The following is a 20,607-nucleotide window of genomic DNA, read 5'->3' as shown; positions in this document are numbered from 1 at the left end:
TAATGAATTGCATTAAGTGGTAGTATAATGGTTTCAGATTGGCTTGGGTGAGTGTTTTCACGTGAAACACTTTTTAAGTGCAGTGCGCTCACTCCCTCGGCCACAGATATAGATTGATCAAATTAAGTGGGTGTTATGTCCGAGCAAGTTACCTCCTCTCCAATGACAAAGCTGATAAAAGCCATGGGGAAGTTACCGTTTCCATTTGTACGTCGTGTTGGGCGTATGGTGGGGTTGTTAGGGCTTCGCTTTGATCGTCGAACACGCCAGGCCATCGATCGTAACCTTGAGTTATGTTTGCCACATTTAGACAAAGAGCAACGTGTTCGATTGCGTAACAGCCGCCTACAGCACATGGGGCAGACCTTCGCTGAGATGGGACATTTATGGACCCGTGATGTGTCATACATCCTTGATCGTTGCTATGAAGGCGATGGCGCAGCTGAGCTAAAACAAGCGGTGGAAGCCAAAGGTGGCGTGATTGTTCTAGCGCCTCATATTGGTAACTGGGAAGCTGTGAATGTCTTTGTTAGTGCCATTCGTCCTATGACAGCGATGTACCGCCCTAACAAAGATGAAAGCCTAGATGCCTTTATTCTCGAAGCACGTAATCGCGCAGGTGGCGAATTGGTTCCCACTAACCGACGTGGGGTGATGCAGATTGTGAAAGCACTTAATGCCGATGGTGTGGTAGGCATGTTACCTGACCAAGTGCCACAACAAGGCAGTGGTGACTTTGCTCCATTTTATGGACATCAAGCTTACACCATGACGTTAGCTGGTCAGCTAGCTCAGAAGACTGGCGCTAAAGCATTTGTTGTTGGTTGTATTCAAACGGCTAAAGGGTTTGAGGTAAATGCCTTTGAAGTAGACAGCCGATTCTACGATGAGGACACAGTGACCTCTTTAACGGGGTTGAATGCTTCGATTGAAAAGCTGGTGGAACGTGCTCCGAGTCAATATCAATGGGAATACAAGCGCTTCAAATTACAGCCCCATGGCGCGTTAAATCCATATAAAGAACATCAACACGTTTAACGAATATGTGACCAGCAAACAAAAAGAAGGGGCTAATCATTAGCCCCTTCTTTTTAATCTCATCTTGTTGCTGACAATGCTATGTCGTATCAATGCTCAGCGATATCTGAGAAAACGGTTTGTCGACAAACACTGGCTAGGTCTTTGGGGGCCAAACCAATATCAAAGCCACGCTTACCACCACTCACATAGATTTTGTCAAACGCTTCAGAGCTACTGTCGATGACGGTGACTAATGCTTTCTTTTGTCCTACTGGACTGATCCCCCCGACGATGTATCCCGTTAAGCGTTCTGCGTCTTTTGGCTCAGTCATGCGCAGCTTTTTAACTTTCAGCGCGGCTGCAGTGCGTTTTAAATTCAACTTACCGGTCACCGGTACAATGGCTACGAAAACGTCTTTGTCATCCGTAACCAGTAACGTCTTGAAGACCTGTTCTGGAGCCAAGCCAAGTTTGTCTGCGGCTTCCTGACCGAAGTTTTGGCAGCTAGGATCATGCTCGTATTCGTGTTGAGTAAAAGCGATCTTACGCTTCTTTAGCATTTGCGTTGCGGGTGTCATCGATTATTCCTTTGTTACTTCTGCCAAAACATCGGGGTAAACAAGACCAGTAAAGTGAAGACTTCTAAACGACCAAGCAGCATGGCGAAACATAGCATCCATTTTGACGGATCATTAATGGACGCAAAGTTTGCAGCCACCTCCCCTAAACCTGGACCTAGGTTGTTTAGCGTCGCTGCCACGGCGGACCAAGCGGTGACTTGATCGATGCCAGTTGCCATCAAACCAATCATCAGAATGACATACACAAGTAAGTAGGCAGAGAAGAATCCCCATACCGCTGACACCACTCGTTCTTGAATCGCTTTACCGCCTACCTTAACGGGGATGACGGCGTTTGGGTGTACCAGACGTTGAATTTCACGGAAGCCCTGTTTCAGGATCAGTAGGATACGAATCACCTTCATACCACCACCGGTTGAGCTAGCACAGCCGCCAGCGAAGGACGTCACGATCAACAAGAACGGTAAGAAATGCGGCCATACAGAGAAGTCAGAAGTACTGAATCCGGCCGTGGTTGCGATGGAAACACTTTCGAAAATGGCGTAGCGCAATGACGTCTGCCAATCAAAGGTTTCAGTTAAAATCAGTACCAAAGTGGCCAAGGAAATAGCGCTACCTAGTAAGAAGAAAAAGAAGCGTGCTTCAGGATCTTTGAAGTAATGCCAAACACTGCGCATACGCCAAGCATAAAAGTGCAAGCCGAAGTTCAGTGCGGCGATCACCATAAATACCGTACAGATGATCTCAATGGTGACGCTGTTAAAGTAGCCAATACTGGCATCGTGGGTTGAGAAACCACCAATCGCTACAGTGGAGAAACTATGACACAAGGCATCAAAGAAGCTCATCCCCGCCGCCCAATAGCTTAGCGTACAGACGATGGTTAACGACGCATAAATATACCAAAGCGCCTTAGCGGTCTCGGCAATACGTGGTGTCAGTTTTGAGTCTTTTACTGGCCCTGGTGTTTCGGCTCGATAAAGCTGCATACCCCCAACGCCTAGCATCGGCATGATGGCTACCGCCAAGACGATGATACCCATACCGCCTAACCATTGAAGCCACTGACGGTAAAATAAGATGGACTGCGGCAAGTCATCAATGGCCGTTAAAATGGTAGCACCGGTTGTGGTTAGACCAGACAGGGACTCAAACAAAGAGTCAGTGAAACTCAGATGCGGGTCTGTCGCGAGAAAGAATGGCACCGAACCGAACAAACCCAGAGTCGTCCAGAACAAGACGGTTACTAAGAACCCGTCGCGAATTTTTAAATCACCACGGTGGTTTCGAAACGGAAACCAAATGACCAAACCACTTGCCAAGTTGATGAGCAAGGCATATAGGAATGCCTGCAGTGCGCCGTCCTGATAGATCAATGAAACGATGATCGGTGGTAACAGCGTCAAACTGAAGATCATAATAAGCAAACCGATAACGCGCAGGATTACCTGAATATGCATGTCTTGGCCTTATGAAAAAAATGTCCCAGCCGAAGCGTGGGACGTTAGTAAAAAGTAGTTAGTTTGCATGTTAAAAGAAGCTTAAGCCAACTTGGAACAGTTGCTCTACTGCCGGGATCTGCTTCTTATTCGAGACGAAAATAATCACATGGTCTTCTGCTTGAACGACGACTTCTCCAGTGGCTAAGATCACTTCGTCTTCTCGAACGATGGCACCGATGGTTGCCCCTTCCGGTAGTGGGATATTGGCAATCGAACGCCCCACTACTTTCGAGGAGCGATGGTCACCGTGCGCGACCGCTTCGAGTGCTTCCGCTGCACCTTTACGCATGGTGTGAACATTGACCACGTCACCACGACGGATAAAACTCAAGAGCGAACTGATCGTCGTGTGCTGCGGCGAAATAGCGATATCAATCATGCCTTCTTGAACAATGTCGACGTAGGCTGGGTTATTGATGATGGTCATTACCGTACGTACACCAAGCACTTTGGCCAACATCGATGACATGATGTTGGCTTCATCGTTATTGGTGATGGCGCAAAATACATCGGTGGATTCAATGTTTTCTTCCAGCAGTAGCTCTTGTTTTGAAGCATCGCCATTTAACACAATGGTGTTATCTAGGGTTTCAGAAAGTACGCGACAACGTTCTGGATCGCGTTCGATGATTTTCACCCGATACTCTTTCTCAAGACTTTGTGCTAGACGCTCACCGATATTACCGCCTCCAGCAATAATGATTCGACGATAAGGTGTGTCCAGTGGACGCAGCTCACTCATCACATCCATGACATCCCGCTGTGCGGCCAAGAAAAACACTTCATCGTTGGCATGAATATGCGTATTGCCATCCGGCTTGATGGACTGGCCATTACGATAAATAGCCGCAATACGAGTCTGAATAGATGGCATGTGTTCGCGCAAAAAGCTAATTGGGCGATCGATCAGAGGGCCGCCCTTTTCCGCTTTGACCACCACTAATTGAACTTTACCTTCGGCGAATTCCATCACTTGTAACGCACCAGGATAACGAATCAAGCGACTCAAGTGTTTCGTTACTTCCTTCTCAGGACTTATACGAACGTCCATCGGCAAAGCCGTATCGGCGAAAATCTTTGGGTATTTCGAGTAAGCATTGGAGCGAATACGGCCAATTTTCGTTGGGGTCTTAAACAGCGTGTAGGCAACCTGACAGGCAATCATATTGGTTTCGTCTTGGTTGCTAACGGCGATCAATAGATCGGCATCGTTACAACCAGCTTGGTCCAATACGTCTGGGTGGGAACCGCTGCCATGAACTGTTTGAATGTCTAGGCGATCTTGTAGCTCGCGCAAACGATTCTGATCGGTATCGATGACTGTGATGTCGTTGTCTTCGTTTGCCAAGTTCTCAGCCAGCGTCGCGCCAACTTGGCCCGCGCCAATAATTATGATCTTCATGGTCAGCCTTAGAGCATTGTGCTCATCGCATGTGAAAGAACGTCTTAAAATAAGAGTCTATTGCGTACACATTTTAAACGCGATTGAAGAAATATTTAACGTTGTTTTGGCGAATAATCTATATATTTTGAAGCAATACGAACCCTCCTTTTTTCATAAGAGGGTTCGTATTGGAGAGAGGATCAGTCTTTCTTGATTAGACAGTAATAAAAGCCGTCTTGGCCATTTTGTGTTGGAAAGATTTGTACCCCATGGGAAACCGCTTTACCAAAGCTGAGAGATAACTTGTCATTAAGTAGGTTCAGCGGACATTCCTTGGCGTCTTCGGTACGAGCCAAAAAGCTTGCGATCTGCTGCTCGTTTTCTTCTGGCATCAAAGAACAAGTCGCATAAAGCAAGTAGCCGCCCTGCTTCAAGGTTTGCCAAGTGGCATCCAAAATACTGGCTTGAATATCGCAGAGCGCAGCAATGTCATCTGGCTTACGGTTGATCTTAATGTCTGGGTTACGGCGGATAACACCCGTTGCAGAACAGGGAGCATCCAATAGGATTTTGTCGAACGCAATCTTATCCCACCACTGATCTGGCTGACTGGCATCGCCACAGATTAACGCCGCTGAGCCACCTATGCGCTCTAGGTTTGATTCAATGCGAGCTAATCGCCAAGGCTCTAATTCGACGGCCGTTAAGTCTAAGTCAGGCGCGAGTTCCAGTAAGTGACCTGTTTTACCCCCTGGCGCTGCGCAAGCATCGAGCACTCGCTCGCCTGTTTTGGGAGCCAATAAGCTTGCCGCCAATTGAGCAGATTCATCTTGGATGCTGACATGACCGTTTTCAAAATCAGGTAACATAGTGACCGGTACAGCGGATTCTAGGTACAAACCTGATACTGAAAAGGACGTTTCACGTGAAACAATGCCCTGTTCTGCTAATTTTTGTTTGTACGTTTCACGTGAAACATGTGCTTCGTTGACTCGGATACACATCGGTGGATGAGCATTGGTGGCTTCAATAATTGAGTCCAGCTCCGCATCCCAATGTTTCTTAAATCGCTTCACTAGCCACTTAGGTAAGTTGTGTGCCATGGAAGGTTGAGAAGATAAGTTCTCAAGAATGTCATCACGCTCTCGCTGATAGCGACGCAAGACGGCATTCATCAACTTTGTAGCCCACTCTTTATCTAACTGACGACAGAGCTCAACTGACTCATGTACCGCAGCATGATCAGGGGTGCTCATATGTTCAATTTGATAGAGCCCCATCAGCAATGCGGCATACAGATCAAAGTCTTTTTCTTCAAACGGTTTGCTTAACAAACTCAGAGCGACGGTGTTCAGCTGCGGATAGAAGCGACACACACCAAAGCACAGTTCTTTGGCTAAACCTTGTTCGTCGTAATCGACCTGGCTAATTTGCTTATTAATCTGTGTGGACAAAGAGCCACGTTGTAGAAGCACTTGCTCAAGAATTTTCGCACTGACTAAGCGAGCGGATTGGCTCATGCTTGGCTCCCAAGTCGTTTGCCTAATTGCAGTTGATCTTTAAATTTGCCATTCAGTGCATCTTGCACTGCCATACGTTTACCGCCAGGGAATTGTAGTTCAGTGATTAGAATGGAGCCTTTGCCGGTGTTCACAACGACCCCTTCTTTGCTGACCATCGTGATTTCGCCACATTCGAAGTCTTGGTCTTCGGTGTTAAGTAGCTTTGCAGCGTGGATCTTCATTACCCCTGCTGGGGTCTGAGTATAAGCTCCAGGCCATGGTAATAAACCACGAATACGAAGACTGATCACCGAGGCATCTTGAGTCCAATCCACTTCCCCTTCTTGCTTCGTTAATTTGTCTGCATAGCAAGTCAGTGAGTCATCTTGTGTCTCAGGTGTCACTTGTCCTGATTTAATCGCTTCTAAACCTTCAATCAAGGCTTCGCCACCTAACACTGCTAGGCGGTCATGTAATGAGCCTGACGTGTCCTCCGGTTTAATATCGCATTCTTTCTTATGCAGCATGTCGCCTGTATCAAGCCCTACGTCCATTTGCATAATGGTAATACCGGTTAATGTATCACCGGCAATGACAGCACGATGGATTGGAGCAGCACCACGCCAACGGGGCAGCAATGAAGCGTGTACGTTAATACAACCAAGCTTTGGTGTGTCCAATACGGCTTTCGGTAAAATCAGACCGTAGGCAGCAACAATCATAATGTCAGCATTCAAATCCGCTAGCGCTTGGCGATCGGCTTCGTCTTTAAAATTCAGCGGCTGATAAACGGGAATATCGTGCGTCAGGGCAAGCTGTTTCACAGGACTTGCAACCAATTTCTGCCCACGACCCGCAGGGCGATCTGGTTGAGTGTAAACTGCGATCACTTCGTATTGATTCTGTGCGGAGTGATCTAGTACAGCTTGAAGACTGGCGGCAGCAAAATCCGGTGTGCCAGCGAAAACAATGCGTAGAGGCGTTTGAGTAGTATCTGTCATGGTGCGTCTAATGCCCTCATGTAACGAAACAGTTTCATGTAACGAAAAATCAGGCCGGAGCCTGATTTTTGAAAAGAAGATGGTTGTGACTATTCAATACAAGTTAATCCGCTGGCGTTCATAGCGCCGTGCGATTTACTTTCTAGGCACGTTTCTTCTGTGCTTTTTGCAGCTTAGTCTTGATACGGTTGCGCTTTAGTGGCGATAAGTAATCCACCATCAGCTTGCCGTCTAGGTGGTCAATCTCGTGTTGTACACAAACGGCCATCAACTCATCCGTGTCCATTTCAAACGGCTTACCATGTCGGTCCAGAGCTTTGACTCGTACTTTCGCCGCACGGTAAATGTGCTCGTAGAAACCTGGTACGGATAAGCAGCCTTCTTGGAATTCGTTCGGCTCTTCGTCTAGCACGTCGAACTCAGGGTTAATGAATACGATAGGTTCATTGCGTTCTTCAGAGAAGTCCATAACAACGATGCGGTAGTGGTAGTCTACCTGTGTTGCAGCAAGGCCCACGCCCTGCTCGTCATACATGGTATCAATCATGTCGTCGATCTTTGTTTGCAAGGCGTCGGTAAATTCTGTGACCGGCTCTGCCACTTTGCGCAAACGTGGATCTGGATATTCTAAAATGGGTAATACAGCCATAGGGATTTCCAGTACAGTGTTCGTATAGTACCCGTAGGATAAGCACCATCGGGTTATTTAGCGTTGCCTATATTGTAACGTATTCAGCTCGAAATGCCTGCATGAGACTGGCTAAATTTTATGCAATATGGTTAAATACGCCGCAAATTTTAGCGATTACTCTGACAGCTTTTGTCAGTGACTGAATGGATTCACTCAATGCTTGCAAGGATTGCCGCATGAATACCTCACACCACGGCTTCAGTCAGCGCGACTGGTTAGCACTCAGTTTATTACCCAGTATCGGCGCTAAGCGTCTCGCAAGTTTATGGACTTATCTTTCCGCTTGGAGCTCTTCTGAGGAAGAAGAAGCCTCACTGTTTGATACATTGAACAGCAACGACGATTCTGAGCTTGAGGCTGCAGCTAAGTCCGTTGATGCTCAAGTGCTACGCGCATTAGGCTGGTCAGAACATGTCGCTAAGTCTGCTGAACGTTACTTGAAATACCGTACTCTTCCTTATGACTTAGAAGAGCGCTTGAATCAAACTGAGCGTTGGTTAAGCGAGACCGACCAGTCGATCGTATTTCGCGATGAAGCCACCTACCCGACATTGCTTAAGCAGATTGCCGTGCCACCTTTATTTCTATTTGTGAAAGGTTCTATTGAGGCATGGCAGCAACCTTGTATTGGTGTGGTGGGCGCTCGCAATGCGTCTGGCTATGGTAGAAAGCTAGCGCAAGAGTGGAGTGAGCGTTTAGCTTCAGGTGGCTATGCGGTCTGCAGTGGTGGAGCAAAAGGCATTGATGCCTATGCCCATCAAGGCGCTTTAGCGGCCCGAGGCAATACCGTAGTGGTCATGGGAACTGGACTTTTGAACTGGTATCCACGGCAGAACTACGCTTTGTTTGAACGTATTATTGAACAAGGTGGAGCCTTAGTTAGTGAGTACCCATTAACCACACATCCTAAGCCCAATCTATTTCCTCCTCGTAATCGTATTATCAGTGGCATGAGTCATGGGGTGTTAGTCGTTGAGGCATCTGAAAAAAGCGGATCTTTGATCAGTGCGCGCTATGCATTGGAAGAAAACCGCGAGGTGTTTGCCATTCCTGGGCGCGTTGGCGATCCACAATCCAGTGGTACAAACCATCTGATACGCCAAGGTGCAACCTTAGTTCGTTCGACGGATGATATGCTCGAAGAGTTACCACGAGAAGCTCGTAAGACCACAGCGTCACAGGAAACAGTGTGCGTTAGCCCACCAGATACAGCGGCTTCTCAGCTGATTTCGCCTATGCCTCAGTCTGAAGGCTTATCAGCTCCAGCCTCTTCTTTGTTGCAGCTATTTTGGCAAGAACGAATCGGTTTGGACTTTGACGCCTTGATCCGAAAAACGGGCATGGGAGCGTCGGACTTAGCTCAGACACTTATGGAGCTTGAGCTATCTGGCCAAGTGGTAAATGCGCAGGGGCACTATCAATATGCCCCGACCACTTAGTGGGTGTTTATACCAAGTTTTAAAATGAGTCGAAAATGTCTCGTTTGAGCTGTTTGATATCGCGACGCTCTTTTTTGTTTGGTTTGTGATCTGCCATGATGCGGCCACCAAAGGATTTGTGCTCAAGAGCACGACGTTCACGTTTCTCGATGGACTCGGATGTTTCGCTGTAAAGCTTTTGAGCCTCAGGAGCGCCTTTGCGTTGCTCACTCAGGCCCTTCACTTCTACAGTGACTTCGTCCCAGCCTTTACGGATGGTTATCAGCGCGCCCAGCTCAACCGTACGAGCGGCTTTACCCTTGGCACCGTTGTACATTACCTTGCCACCGTCGATGGCTTCTTTGCAAAGTGTACGGGTTTTGAAAAAACGGGCCGCCCAGAGCCATTTATCTAATCTTACCGCTTGTGAATCTGGCTGTTTTTCTGCTTTACTCATAAATTGAACACACGAAAAAATGAAACGAAAGAAACCAGTACTATTATGATGGATGTAAGTCGCCACCCTACTTTTCTAGCACTGCAACAAATCATACACGATGCATCCGATGCGATCATGGAGATTTATCAGAAAGCCGACCTAGGCGTAGAGCACAAGTCGGATGACAGCCCTGTGACTGCGGCGGACATCGCTGCCAATCGCATTATCATGGCTGGCCTGAAAGCCCTGACACCCGATATTCCAATTTTATCGGAAGAAGCGGTCGTGGACTTCGAAGAGCGCAAAGACTGGCAGCAGCTTTGGGTTGTTGATCCTCTGGATGGTACGAAAGAGTTTATTAAGCGTAATGGTGAATTTAGTATCAACATTGCCCTCGTGGCAGACGGTGCTCCGATTCTTGGTATCGTCTTTTTACCTACCACGCGAGAAGGCTACTTTGGTGTAACAACTGAGTGGCAAGGCATTGAGCCATGTGCCATCAAGTGGCATGACGATGACATCGAGAATATTTCAGTACGTGAGCCCCGCGAGCCGCTCGTGGCGATGACCAGTCGAAGTCATGGACCTGCCCTACCACAAGACTTGAAAGAAACGCTCAAAGAAGCCTATGAGCAGGTACGTGAATTACCTAAAGGGAGTTCGATCAAAGGTTGTCGTATTGCCGAGGGGATTGCAGATCTGCACCTGCGTCGTGGCCCAACAAGCGAATGGGACACTGCTGCCCAGCAAGCCATTATCGAAGCCGCTGGTGGGATGTTAGTAGCACCGAGTGGCAAGCCATTCCGTTATAACCAGCGGGATACGCTGCTAAATGGTCACTTTATCGTGGCAGGACCTGAAGTCGCCCCCGTGATTCTTGATTGGTACCAACAACGAGAAGATGACTAAGTAACGTCACCGACCATCGTCCTGCAGGCTAAGCCCTGATTCAAGCGCGTCAGAATCCTACCTTGGGCGCGTTTGATAAAATCCTGTCGTAGTGGTTGAGTGACTGAACGCGCGATTGATACGGTGCCTACCAGAGATACAACCGTTTCTTCCGCGAGGCATTTAGCATGCTTAACCCCACGCTTTTCTAAAATGTTTGCCAATCGATCGACAAGACTGTCAAAGCATTCCTGATAAGTTTGACGTACCGTTTCATCTTGATGGGCTGCATCGGTGACTAAGAACTCTAATGGAGAGGGTGAATCAGGGTTGGGATCGCTCCAGCTTAGGTAGCGTGTTATCAACGCTTTTAAATGCGTTTCTTTGTCTTCGGTTTGCTTCGCAGCACGCGCCCAAAATCCTTTTGCCGTAGCAAACTTTAGCGCCGCCTCGTACAAAGAGCTCTTACCGGAAAAGTGCGCGTAAAAAGCCCCATGGGTCATATTGGCCTGTTTCATAATTTGATTCAGTGTGACCCGATCAAACCCTTTTGAACAAAATAACTTTGCCGCAGCCTGCAAAATACGCTGACGAGTCTGTTCTTTATGTTTCGGCGAATAAGGCATATTGCCCCCTGCAAAATATTATCTTGATCATAAATAGCTCAACTTTAGCATACGAGTTTATATAAATTCGCAAACAAATGTGGAGAACTCGATGTTAGCAAGCCAACATTATGTCATCACCGGAATGGGTATGGTGTCGCCTTTGGGCATAGGTGTCGAAGCCGTATGGGAACGTTTGATTCGAGGTGAGTCGGGCATACGTCCGTTACCTGCCAAGTTATGTGAAGGCGTTACGACACAGATTGCAGGTCAAGTTCCAAGCCATCAGGAGCTGGAAAACGGCTTAAATGAAGCGGACTATCTGTCACCAAAAGATCGTAAGCGCATTGATTTGTTCACCTTATTTGCCATCGCTGCCGCTGAAGAAGCGTTACAACAGGCAAATTGGCATCCTGAGTCTGAAGCAGACAAACAGGCGACGGCAACCATCATCGCCACAGGCATTGGCGGCTTACCTGTTATCACTCATGCTGAAGAGGTACGAAAAGCACAAGGCGCAAGACGCGTGTCGCCGTTTACGGTACCGGCTTTTTTAGCCAATTTGGCTGCCGGTAACCTTTCGATTCGCTTTGGTTTTAAAGGGCCGTTAGGCACACCTGTTACTGCCTGTGCCGCGGGCGTTCAAGCCATTGGCGATGCCCTTCGCTTGCTTAAAACTGGTGAAGCCAAGGTCGCTTTAGCAGGCGGTACAGAAGCCTGTATCGATCCTTTATCGTTAGCGGGCTTTGGCGCATTGAAAGCGCTCTCTAGTCGAAATGATGCACCAGAGCATGCGTCGCGTCCGTTTGACCAAGACCGTGAAGGGTTTGTGATGGGAGAAGGTGCAGGCTTAGTAGTGTTAGAAACCTTAGAGCATGCATTAGAGCGTGGAGCGACGCCGTTAGTAGAGATTGTCGGCTATGGTACCAGCAGCGATGCTTACCATCTCACTGCTGGCCCTGAGTCAGGTGAAGGTGCCGCCAGAGCCATGCAACAAGCGATCAACATGGCGGGTGTTAAAGCCTCGGATATTGGTTATGTGAATGCCCACGCAACGTCGACGCCTGTTGGCGATCGAGGGGAAATTAACGCCCTACGCTCAGTGTTTGGTGAGGCGATCAACACCGTTGCGATTTCCTCGACGAAGTCTTCGACAGGTCATTTGCTAGGAGCCGCTGGCGGTGTAGAAACGATCTTCAGTGCGCAAGCGTTACGTACGTCTACCCTACCGGCGACCTTGAACCTAGAGCAACCGGATGAAAGCATGAGAGACCTTGACCTTATCCCTAAGCATGCTCGCCAACAATCAGTCGACTATGTGCTGTGTAACGGCTTTGGTTTCGGTGGTGTTAACGCTGCACTCTTGTTGAAACGCTATCAAGCCTAAACTCAAAACAAAAAACCGCCTAAGGTAGCCCTTAGGCGGTCTTCAATGTTGGCAGCTGTTCTGAGAGTCGCTAATTCATTAGCTTGTCAGGCAACCAAGTTACGAGTTCTGGGTTGAACATTACGATGATCAATACCAAAAGTTTGATCAATACGAACGGTGTCACCGAACGATAGATGTCCAACATAGTGATGCCTGGAGGCGCGATACCTTTTAGGTAGAACAAAGCGAAACCGTATGGCGGTGTTTGTACCGCGATTTCGATGTTCAGAATCATCAAGATACCAAACCAAATTGGGTCAAAACCAAGTGACACAGCAATCGGTGTGAAGATCGGTGCACACATCAAAACGATGATGAACTCATCGATGATGAAACCCAGCAATAGCATGATGATCTGGAACAGCACGATGACCATCATTGGTGGTAGGCCTAGGTCTTCAGTAAAGCCTGCCACCATGTTCTGAACGCCCATCAATAGGTGGAAGTTACTGAACACTGTAGCACCGAAGATGATCCACATTGCCACACTCACAAGGACGGCAGCGCGAAGGCCAGCGCTTTGTACCATTTTTGGCTTAAAGCGTTTGAAGAAGATCGCTAGGATGATCGCACCCACAACCCCGATCGCACCGGATTCTGTTGGTGTGGCGATACCCATGATGATACTGCCAAGTACCGCAACGATCAGTAGCAGAGACAAACCGCCGTCACGCAGCGTTAGCAATTTCTGCTTCGGTGTTTGAGGTACTTCTGGTACTTTATCAAGCGGTGCTTTCTTCGGGTTGAGCTTACAAGAAATCACTACGTATGCGATCAGTAGGATAATTGTGATCAAAGCTGGTACCAAAGCACCAATGAACATACGACCTACAGAGTTTTGCGTAGACGATGCGAACATGATCATTGGGATACTTGGTGGGATCAAGATACCTAGACCACCACCGGCCATGATGACACCTAGGGCCAGGCGCTTATCGTAACCACGTTCAAGCATTGGACGCAGCGCGATACTACCTGAAGTCATGATACCGGCACCGATGATACCGACCATGGCACCGATCATTGAACAAACGATGATAACGCTAATGGCTAGGGAACCACGCACTTTACCGATGATCAACTGGCTGGCACTGAACATGGCATCACCGATACCAGAACGTGTCAGTAATTGCCCCATGTAGATGTACAATGGGATGGCCAATAGGATAAAGCTGAAGTAAGTGCCTTCTAACGTGGTTGGAATCACGTTAAACAGTGCATCACCCCATGTGATGTAACCTACACCCATGGCAATGCCGCCTAGCGCAAGACCCACTGGAGCGCCAAGTGCGAAGCTTACTAAAATACAGACCAGCAAAACGCCGGTTAACACTTCGATACTCATCATTACGCGTCGTCCTCGTCGTCAAAATTACGCTCTGGTAATAGACGTTTACCAGTAAATAAATGCACCGCATCATCTAACCAGTCGCTAGATAACTGAGCGATGAGTAGTGTGCTGGCGATGGCAATCATGACCCAGAAGTGGTGCATGTGTGGTGCCCATTCGCTTTGACGGCGGTAGTTAAATTCAAGTGCTTCTTCGAACTTGCCGATGCTCATTTTACAAACGATCACCAAGAAGAAAATCCCCAGCGCAAACGAGAACATGTTGAACAAGCTACGTACGCGTGGTGACACTTTGTTATAAAGAATATCTACGTTGATATGGCCGCGGCGCTGCTGTGCGTAGGCACCGCCTAGTGCGGCAATGTAGCCGAACATAAACAACGATAAGTCATAAGCCCAAATAGTTGGCTTATTTAGGAAGTAGCGAGAAAATACTTCGAAAGCTACGACAAACGCCAAGGCTGGCATGACATAAGAAACAGATTTGCCGACGAATTCCACCACTCGGTGAACCACGGCGCAATATAGCCTCATCGCAGTCAATAACATGGAAATGTACCTCGATTAGAAACGAAAAAGGCGAGCGCATAAGCGCTCGCCTCTAGAGGGGGTATCGATTACTTCTCAGCGCGAAGTACGTCGATTAGACGTTTGCTGTATTCATCAGATGCAGCGTATTCGTCCCAAAGACCAGCACCAGCAGCAGCCCAAGCTTTCTTGTCAGCTTCAGATGGCTCTGGAGACCATTTCAGACCTTTAGCTTCCATTTCTGCAACCGCTTCAGCTTCCCATTTCTTAGACTTAGTTAGCTGTTCTTCTGCGTGAGTTTTCGTTGCTGCACGAACTTCTTCTTTCTGCTCGTCAGTCAGTTTGTTCCAAGCGTTACGGTTAACAACGATTGGTAGTACTTGAGCGCCAGCTAGAGGCAGTTTGTACATGTATTTCGCAACTTCAACGTGGTTACCGTCACGGTGGTCGATCATGTTAGAACCGATAGAACCGTCGATTACGCCAGTTGATAGAGACGTGTAGATCTCAGACCAAGCAAGAGATACTGGTGAAGCACCTAGGTTACGTAGGAACTTACCGTATGCACCTGGCGCACGGATCTTCAAGCCTTTGAAGTCTTCAACAGAGTTGATTGGCTCTTTTGTGATGATGTAAACAGGTGGTTGGATGTATGGGTCAAGCCATACTAGACCTTGAGAGCCGTAAGCTTCTTTTAGGATCTCACCCCAGCCTTTGTCGTAGAACAACTCATGTAGTTCATCAGTGTTGTCTGTGCCGCCTGGTAGACCGATCTCAACAACGCCTGCTGGAAGCTCACCAGCGTGCATAGATTGGAATGGTGCACCCATTGTTACTAGACCAGATTTTACTGCGCCTAGGATACCTGTCGTACCAACACCTTCACCTGAGTAAAGTACTTGTACTTTTACTGCACCGTCAGTGTTTGCTTCGATGTTCTTCGCTAGGTTTTCGTAGATTTCACCGAAAGCGGTACCACGACCGTAAAGGTTTGCAAATCGCCAGTTTTGGTCAGCTGCGTGAGCAGAAGTTGCTACTGCGCCAGCGCCCAAAGCGACAGCAAGAGAACTCGCAACTAACTGTTTTTTTACTTTTTGTAGTGTCTTTAACATGAGTAACCTCTTGAATGAGAGTTGCTAATTTAGCCATGTCCTCCCCGACGATGGCGGCTTAAATCGATACTTTCAAAAAGCTTGCACAAATTAAACCATGCAAAATCACCCTAAAGTTTTGTTTTGACCAAACAATAGGTATGTTTTTAAAAGTCTTTATAAATCAGTTGTATAGTCTTTTTAGTGGTGCATAAATGCCCCAAAATGGTGCCATTTTAATGAGGCACGACTGACTGTTGTTGAATGATCTAGTGATTTGATAATTAAAGCATTTTCAGCACGGCTTGTGCGGATAATCTGTTGAAACTTTGTACGACATTATTTTGTCATAATTTGGCACCATAATGGTGCGCTTTTGTGTTTTTCCAGATTAAAAAAAGGAGAGCTAGGCTCTCCTTTGAAATTTTAAGCATTCTAAAAAATGAATGGCTAATTTAGCTCAAAGCGCTCCATCTGCCCTGTTAAATTCGTCACGTGCTGATTGATTTCTTTGCCAGAAGCATTGATATTTTGCGTCGCTTGATAGTTATGTTCGATGCTTTGGGCAATATCATCCATATCTTTGGCCATGGTTTGTGTGGTCAAAACGACCTCCTGAATGGCAGAAGAAATGGTGTGCGTCTGTTGTGCCGCATCCATGGTTAAAGACTCGACTTCTTTGATCGTCATCACTGCGCTTTCGCCTTTTTCTCGACCTACGGCTACCTGCTGCAAGCTGGTTTGCATTGCTTGGATAACTTGCTGTGTTTCTTGTTGAATCCCTTCAATCTTGCCAGTGATATTAGTCGTCGCTTGAACGGTTTGTTCTGCTAGGGTGCGTACTTCATCGGCCACCACCGCAAAACCTCGGCCAGCTTCCCCTGCTCGTGCGGCTTCTATGGCAGCGTTAAGGGCAAGTAAGTTAGTTTGCTCGGCAACCCCGACGATTAGATCAATAACTGAATCGATTTCTTTTGAGCGCTCGCCTAGTTTCGCGACGATGCTGTGGGTGTGTTCGATGGAGCCGGCCACAGATTGAATCGAATGGATGGCATCACCAATGACCTGTGCGCCAGTTTGTGCCGACTGATGAGCATGATTCGCTGCATCGTTTACCTGACGTGTCATATCACCGACGTTCGCTGCTGTCTGAGAAATCTCTTCAGTAGCAGTGGCCAGCGTATTACTACGGTCACGGATTTGCTCGCTGCTAGACACAATAGTAAAGGCATTATCGCTTAGATGATCGGCGGTGAGCACTAACGCTTGGTTACTTTGCTGAAGCTGTTGTACCAATTGGCTTAAGTTATCTGTCATCACGTTGGATGTGATTAGGATCTGGTCGAGCTCGTCATGTTGATTGAGAGAACTAGAAGGATGACGTTTCAGCTTCCCGGCGGCGACGTCTTGTAAGCGCTTTAGGATCAACTGGATTTTACGATTAAGAGTAAAAATCACGGTCGCGATCAAAGCGCCAATTAGCAGTGTCAAAATGACACTACCAATAATTAAGTCACGGCGCGCCTCGTTGGCAGTTGTTTGAGCTTGCTGTTGGGCATTTACAAGCAAAGGGCTTTTTAGGTATTCAGTGGTGCGACCAAGAGCTGCTGAGTTCTGCTCACGCACGGTATCTAAGCGCTGTGTTAACGATTTTAGCGACATTGCTAAGTCTGCCACTTGCTGACCAGCCGTTTGGTAAGACTCAATCAAAGGGTTAAAGTCATCACCAAAGCCAATATCGTTCACCTGTTTCATCAAGCGCGCAATACTGTCTTGCCATACCGACAGATTATCAGGTGTGGAATACGCTAAAAAATCTTTCTCTTTAGCACGCACTTCTTTAAACGTCGCGGCAAATTGAGCCAACATCGCCAGTTTTTGCTCTGCCTGGCTGGCTTGTTCATTTAAGCTCAATAATGCTCCGCTTTGGTTATCTGTACCCAATTTCTGCTTCATATCTAGGGCTTGTTTTAGGCTTGATAAGTATTCCGGCAAAGTTTTACCCAGTGCTGTAATACCTTGCTTTGCTTGAGCATCTAAATATGGATTAGCTTGAGCCTCTTGCAGTGCTGTTTGCTGTGCTAAGCGATCCAGTTCTTCATATAAACTGGGCAGACTTGAGACCGATGGATTCGCCGCATGACGTTCAAATTTAAGCAATGTAATTTCCAGATTGCTTAAATTGGCGTAGCTGTCCGCGATACGGTTAGCTTTTAAGCCAGCTTGTTGCATTTGCTGGAAGTTGATGACGGCGTAAAAGCCAAAGCCAGCAAACCCTAAGCAAACTAAAACCAAGGTAGCGATCAATTTTTGTCGCACAGAAAGTGATATCGACACAATAACTCCTAAATCAGTGCAATGCTGTGAGCGTAGGGCTAAACGACAGGCTCAGCGCTTTCTAAAAAAAAGCCCGAGCGGGTGCGCGGGCTAAGAAGTAAGTACGAAGATTCTCAATTTAAGAAGCATGAAAGGGTCTTCTTAAGAGCCACCGACTCGATCAATAAGGGTGATTTAATTCATCAAAGTCAGTCACTCCACCTTAGAGAAGCTTGGCAACGATTGAAACGCCATTGTCTAAATCTAAAGTTAGGCGTTGACCAAACAATGCACTTAGGCACAATGGATAGATTCAGGAAGCTTAATATAGCCATGTCGTAAGGGTTGGTATCGGATATACTGGTCAAAACATCTGACGCTGCAGTTAGGAGGTGTGATGAGTGCAAACAATTATTCGCTGGGCCAAGTCGGCGATTATGAGATCAAACAGCTAAAAGTATTTAAAACCGTGGTGGATTGTGGTGGCTTCTCAGCTGCTGAAACCATGTTGAATATCGGGCGTTCGACCATCAGTTTGCATATCTCCAATTTGGAGTCTCGTCTCAACCTGACGTTGTGTAAGCGTGGCCGTGGCGGTTTTTCTCTGACGGAAGAAGGGGAAATCATCTATCAAATGACCGAGACCTTGTTGGAGTCATTGGACGCTTTTCGTATTACCGTCAACAACTTAAACGCCAGCTTGACAGGTCGACTGCGCATTGCTCTGTCGGATTCGGTGAGCTTGGATCCACGCTGTCGTATGCCTGAACTGATTAGGCACTTCACCGATCGTGCGCCTGAAGTCACTCTCTATACCAATGTGGCGTCTATGGCCAAAATAGAGCGCACCATTCTCAACGATGAGGCCGATGTGGGCTTTATCCCCTATCACCGTAAATTGGATGGCTTAGAGTACATTCACCTATACAGTGATAATTGCTACATCTACGTCGCCAAAGATCACCCAATTGCCAAACTAAGCGAAGCTGAGCAAGTGGCGGAGGTGGACAGCTATCCTGCATCTCATGCAGGCTTGAAGCCACACGAAGGCGTCAGTGAACAGATTTCTAATATGAATTTGTCTGCAATCTCGTACTTCTACGATACCCGCTTAGCCTTGATTTTATCTGGTCGTTACATTGGCTTTTTACCGGAAGAATACGCATCAGAGTACGTTAATCGAGGTGAAATCGTCGCCGTGGCAACCAAGCAGCGCCATTACACATTGGGCATGGCCGTTATCTACAAGAAAACCGCCCAGCCGAATAAGCCTCGTGAACTGTTCCTACAGGTATTGCGTGAGCAGCTTGCTGTCGCCCATGACAAAGCTGAAGCTGCACCCTATTAAGTGTTTTCTAGACGCCCTTCCATCGTTCTTAAAATCATCCAAATAAAAAAGCCCCCATCCGCTAGGATGGGGGCTAAAAATACAAGACAAGGACCTGGAGGGTGTGTCTTGTGAACGGAAGTCTAGGTGGACTAAACCGTTAAAACTGAAATCTTAAACAAGCTCTTTGAAGATACGCTTGAAGATTTCCATGCCTTCATCGATGATTTCCATTTCAATCGTCAATGCAGGTAGGAAGCGGATAACGTTACCGCGGATACCACAAGACAGTAGTACTAGACCATTTTCTGCCGCTTTAGCAGATAGGTTTTTCGCTAGCTCTGGGTATGGCTTGCTTACGTCACCGTCGTGTACGAATTCCACTGCGATCATTGCGCCAGCGTTACGCACGTCGCCAATGATTTGTGGGTATTCAGCTTGTAGGCCTTTTAGGTGCTCAACGAAACGCGCGCCAACTTGCTTAGCACGTTCGCATAGGTTTTCTTCTTCGATCACGTCGAATACTGCAAGACCGGCTGCACAACCTACTGGAGAACCACCGTAAGTACCGCCTAGACCACCAGGGATTGGTGCGTCCATGATCTCTGCTTTACCAACCACTGCCGCGATTGGGAAACCACCCGCGATACCTTTTGCTGCTGTCATAAGGTCAGCTTCGATACCAGCTTGCTCGTGGCAGAACATGGTACCTGTACGTGCGAAACCTGCTTGGATTTCGTCAGCGATCAATAGGATGCCGTGCTCGTCACATAGTGCGCGTAGTTTCTGCATGAAGCTTGCTGAAGCCATGTAGAAACCACCTTCACCTTGTACTGGCTCGATGATGATTGCCGCAACACGAGATGGCTCGATGTCGCAAGTGAAGCGCATTTGAAGGTCAGCAAGCGCTTGCTCTTCAGTGATACCTAGGTATTCATTTGGGTATGGCACGTGGAAGATGTCGCTTGGGAACGGACCAAAGCCGATCTTGTAAGGGTTTACTTTACCCGTTAGACCCATGGTCATGTTCGTACGACCGTGGAAGCCACCGTTGAATGCGATGATGCCTGGGCGGCCAGTGTAAGCACGTGCGATTTTCACACAGTTCTCAACCGCTTCGGCACCGGTTGTGACGAAGATAGATTTCTTCGGCGTGTTACCAGGCGCTGCAGCGTTTAGTTTTTCCGCTAGTGCAACAGCAGACTCATAAGGGCTAACCATGACACAAGTGTGTGTGAAACGCTCAAGTTGTGCTTGTACAGCCGCTTTAACTTTTGGGTGGTTGTGGCCCGTGTTCACTACGGCAATACCTGCACCGAAGTCAATGTGACGGTTGCCTTCAACGTCCCAAATCTCAGCGTTCTGAGCACGGTCTACGTACACAGGAGCCATGTTACCTTGGCCACGTGCAATGGCGTTTACTTTGCGTTCTTGTAAGCTAGCGTTGTTCATTTGTCTTGTTCTCTCTACATTAGAAAGCAGACACATCTTTCAGTTCAACTGGCCTTTAGATGTGTCTTCTGTTGCGAAAAAGT

At 47.5% G+C, this 20,607-nt stretch carries 18 protein-coding genes; 5 read left to right on the top strand and 13 right to left on the bottom strand.

Annotation, left to right across the window (positions count from 1 at the left end):
• Positions 1–135: 135 nt before the first annotated feature.
• Positions 136–1,038: a lysophospholipid acyltransferase family protein gene (locus tag C8D85_RS08265; RefSeq protein ID WP_133561527.1), complete on the top strand. Its 903-nt coding sequence runs from the start codon at positions 136–138 to the stop codon at positions 1,036–1,038.
• Positions 1,039–1,127: 89 nt separating this feature from the next.
• Here C8D85_RS08265 and ybaK read toward each other — a convergent pair whose 3' ends face one another.
• From ybaK to def, 6 genes are all read right to left on the bottom strand, one after another.
• Entirely contained in the window at positions 1,128–1,598 is a 471-nt protein-coding gene (ybaK, locus tag C8D85_RS08260) for a Cys-tRNA(Pro) deacylase (RefSeq protein WP_133561525.1), read from the bottom strand.
• 14 nt (positions 1,599–1,612) lie between these two features.
• Positions 1,613–3,061 (bottom strand): TrkH family potassium uptake protein, encoded by a 1,449-nt coding sequence (locus C8D85_RS08255; RefSeq protein ID WP_133561523.1) that lies wholly within the window; start codon positions 3,059–3,061, stop codon positions 1,613–1,615.
• Positions 3,062–3,131: 70 nt separating this feature from the next.
• The gene (gene trkA / locus C8D85_RS08250) at positions 3,132–4,505 is read right to left on the bottom strand and encodes a Trk system potassium transporter TrkA (RefSeq protein ID WP_133561521.1); all 1,374 of its coding nucleotides are present in this window, start codon (positions 4,503–4,505) and stop codon (positions 3,132–3,134) included.
• Positions 4,506–4,687: 182 nt separating this feature from the next.
• Positions 4,688–6,007, bottom strand: coding sequence for a 16S rRNA (cytosine(967)-C(5))-methyltransferase RsmB (rsmB, locus tag C8D85_RS08245; protein WP_133561519.1), 1,320 nt, complete (start codon positions 6,005–6,007; stop codon positions 4,688–4,690).
• Positions 6,004–6,990, bottom strand: a complete 987-nt coding sequence (gene fmt, locus C8D85_RS08240; protein WP_133561517.1) for a methionyl-tRNA formyltransferase — start codon at positions 6,988–6,990, stop codon at positions 6,004–6,006. Before fmt ends, rsmB begins: the two co-directional genes overlap by 4 nt.
• Before the next feature lie 142 nt (positions 6,991–7,132).
• Complete coding sequence (gene def / locus C8D85_RS08235; protein ID WP_133561515.1) at positions 7,133–7,639, bottom strand: peptide deformylase; 507 nt, start codon at positions 7,637–7,639, stop codon at positions 7,133–7,135.
• Positions 7,640–7,857: 218 nt separating this feature from the next.
• On the opposite strand from def, the gene dprA reads away from it, so the two are divergent.
• Positions 7,858–9,120 carry a DNA-processing protein DprA gene (gene dprA, locus C8D85_RS08230; protein WP_162847558.1) on the top strand — a complete coding sequence of 421 codons (1,263 nt, stop codon included), beginning with the start codon at positions 7,858–7,860 and terminating at the stop codon, positions 9,118–9,120.
• A gap of 19 nt (positions 9,121–9,139) precedes the next feature.
• On the opposite strand, the gene C8D85_RS08225 is transcribed toward dprA, so the two are convergent.
• Positions 9,140–9,556: an RNA-binding S4 domain-containing protein gene (locus C8D85_RS08225; RefSeq protein ID WP_133561511.1), complete on the bottom strand. Its 417-nt coding sequence runs from the start codon at positions 9,554–9,556 to the stop codon at positions 9,140–9,142.
• Positions 9,557–9,601: 45 nt separating this feature from the next.
• Here C8D85_RS08225 and cysQ point away from each other — a divergent pair, with 45 nt between their 5' ends.
• A complete protein-coding gene (cysQ, locus tag C8D85_RS08220) occupies positions 9,602–10,447 on the top strand; it encodes a 3'(2'),5'-bisphosphate nucleotidase CysQ (RefSeq protein ID WP_133561509.1) in 846 nt (281 codons plus the stop codon).
• Here the strand turns inward: cysQ and C8D85_RS08215 are convergent.
• Positions 10,444–11,052, bottom strand: a complete 609-nt coding sequence (locus C8D85_RS08215) for a TetR/AcrR family transcriptional regulator (RefSeq protein WP_133561507.1) — start codon at positions 11,050–11,052, stop codon at positions 10,444–10,446. The genes cysQ and C8D85_RS08215 overlap by 4 nt on opposite strands.
• 91 nt (positions 11,053–11,143) lie before the next feature.
• Here C8D85_RS08215 and fabF point away from each other — a divergent pair, with 91 nt between their 5' ends.
• Positions 11,144–12,418: a beta-ketoacyl-ACP synthase II gene (fabF, locus tag C8D85_RS08210; protein ID WP_133561505.1), complete on the top strand. Its 1,275-nt coding sequence runs from the start codon at positions 11,144–11,146 to the stop codon at positions 12,416–12,418.
• Between the two features lie 70 nt (positions 12,419–12,488).
• On the opposite strand, the gene C8D85_RS08205 is transcribed toward fabF, so the two are convergent.
• From C8D85_RS08205 to C8D85_RS08190, 4 genes are all read right to left on the bottom strand, one after another.
• On the bottom strand, positions 12,489–13,808 hold the full coding sequence (locus tag C8D85_RS08205; protein WP_211342159.1) for a TRAP transporter large permease: 1,320 nt from the start codon (positions 13,806–13,808) through the stop codon (positions 12,489–12,491).
• Positions 13,808–14,359 (bottom strand): TRAP transporter small permease subunit, encoded by a 552-nt coding sequence (locus C8D85_RS08200; protein WP_133561503.1) that lies wholly within the window; start codon positions 14,357–14,359, stop codon positions 13,808–13,810. The genes C8D85_RS08205 and C8D85_RS08200 overlap by 1 nt, the downstream gene beginning before the upstream one ends.
• Positions 14,360–14,427: 68 nt before the next feature.
• Entirely contained in the window at positions 14,428–15,450 is a 1,023-nt protein-coding gene (locus tag C8D85_RS08195) for a TRAP transporter substrate-binding protein (RefSeq protein WP_133561501.1), read from the bottom strand.
• A 429-nt stretch (positions 15,451–15,879) separates the two neighbouring features.
• The gene (locus tag C8D85_RS08190; protein ID WP_133561499.1) at positions 15,880–17,766 is read right to left on the bottom strand and encodes a methyl-accepting chemotaxis protein; all 1,887 of its coding nucleotides are present in this window, start codon (positions 17,764–17,766) and stop codon (positions 15,880–15,882) included.
• Between the two features lie 376 nt (positions 17,767–18,142).
• Here C8D85_RS08190 and C8D85_RS08185 point away from each other — a divergent pair, with 376 nt between their 5' ends.
• Positions 18,143–19,093, top strand: coding sequence for a LysR family transcriptional regulator (locus C8D85_RS08185; RefSeq protein WP_133561497.1), 951 nt, complete (start codon positions 18,143–18,145; stop codon positions 19,091–19,093).
• Positions 19,094–19,246: 153 nt separating this feature from the next.
• Here the strand turns inward: C8D85_RS08185 and gabT are convergent, their stop codons facing one another.
• Positions 19,247–20,524 (bottom strand): 4-aminobutyrate--2-oxoglutarate transaminase, encoded by a 1,278-nt coding sequence (gabT, locus tag C8D85_RS08180; RefSeq protein WP_133561495.1) that lies wholly within the window; start codon positions 20,522–20,524, stop codon positions 19,247–19,249.
• Positions 20,525–20,607: the final 83 nt, after the last annotated feature.

Source organism: Marinomonas communis (genome assembly GCF_004363305.1).
GTDB classification, from domain to species: domain Bacteria; phylum Pseudomonadota; class Gammaproteobacteria; order Pseudomonadales; family Marinomonadaceae; genus Marinomonas; species Marinomonas communis.
This window is presented reverse-complemented; position numbering and strand designations above follow the sequence as displayed.

Excerpts from the sequence above, each read along its gene's own strand:
- C8D85_RS08265 (WP_133561527.1), top strand. The coding sequence starts at position 136 with ATGTCCGAGCAAGTTACCTCCTCTCCAATGACAAAGCTGATAAAAGCC.
- ybaK (WP_133561525.1), bottom strand. The coding sequence starts at position 1,598 with ATGACACCCGCAACGCAAATGCTAAAGAAGCGTAAGATCGCTTTTACT.
- C8D85_RS08255 (WP_133561523.1), bottom strand. The coding sequence starts at position 3,061 with ATGCATATTCAGGTAATCCTGCGCGTTATCGGTTTGCTTATTATGATC.
- trkA (WP_133561521.1), bottom strand. The coding sequence starts at position 4,505 with ATGAAGATCATAATTATTGGCGCGGGCCAAGTTGGCGCGACGCTGGCT.
- rsmB (WP_133561519.1), bottom strand. The coding sequence starts at position 6,007 with ATGAGCCAATCCGCTCGCTTAGTCAGTGCGAAAATTCTTGAGCAAGTG.
- fmt (WP_133561517.1), bottom strand. The coding sequence starts at position 6,990 with ATGACAGATACTACTCAAACGCCTCTACGCATTGTTTTCGCTGGCACA.
- def (WP_133561515.1), bottom strand. The coding sequence starts at position 7,639 with ATGGCTGTATTACCCATTTTAGAATATCCAGATCCACGTTTGCGCAAA.
- dprA (WP_162847558.1), top strand. The coding sequence starts at position 7,858 with ATGAATACCTCACACCACGGCTTCAGTCAGCGCGACTGGTTAGCACTC.
- C8D85_RS08225 (WP_133561511.1), bottom strand. The coding sequence starts at position 9,556 with ATGAGTAAAGCAGAAAAACAGCCAGATTCACAAGCGGTAAGATTAGAT.
- cysQ (WP_133561509.1), top strand. The coding sequence starts at position 9,602 with ATGATGGATGTAAGTCGCCACCCTACTTTTCTAGCACTGCAACAAATC.
- C8D85_RS08215 (WP_133561507.1), bottom strand. The coding sequence starts at position 11,052 with ATGCCTTATTCGCCGAAACATAAAGAACAGACTCGTCAGCGTATTTTG.
- fabF (WP_133561505.1), top strand. The coding sequence starts at position 11,144 with ATGTTAGCAAGCCAACATTATGTCATCACCGGAATGGGTATGGTGTCG.
- C8D85_RS08205 (WP_211342159.1), bottom strand. The coding sequence starts at position 13,808 with ATGATGAGTATCGAAGTGTTAACCGGCGTTTTGCTGGTCTGTATTTTA.
- C8D85_RS08200 (WP_133561503.1), bottom strand. The coding sequence starts at position 14,359 with ATGTTATTGACTGCGATGAGGCTATATTGCGCCGTGGTTCACCGAGTG.
- C8D85_RS08195 (WP_133561501.1), bottom strand. The coding sequence starts at position 15,450 with ATGTTAAAGACACTACAAAAAGTAAAAAAACAGTTAGTTGCGAGTTCT.
- C8D85_RS08185 (WP_133561497.1), top strand. The coding sequence starts at position 18,143 with ATGAGTGCAAACAATTATTCGCTGGGCCAAGTCGGCGATTATGAGATC.
- gabT (WP_133561495.1), bottom strand. The coding sequence starts at position 20,524 with ATGAACAACGCTAGCTTACAAGAACGCAAAGTAAACGCCATTGCACGT.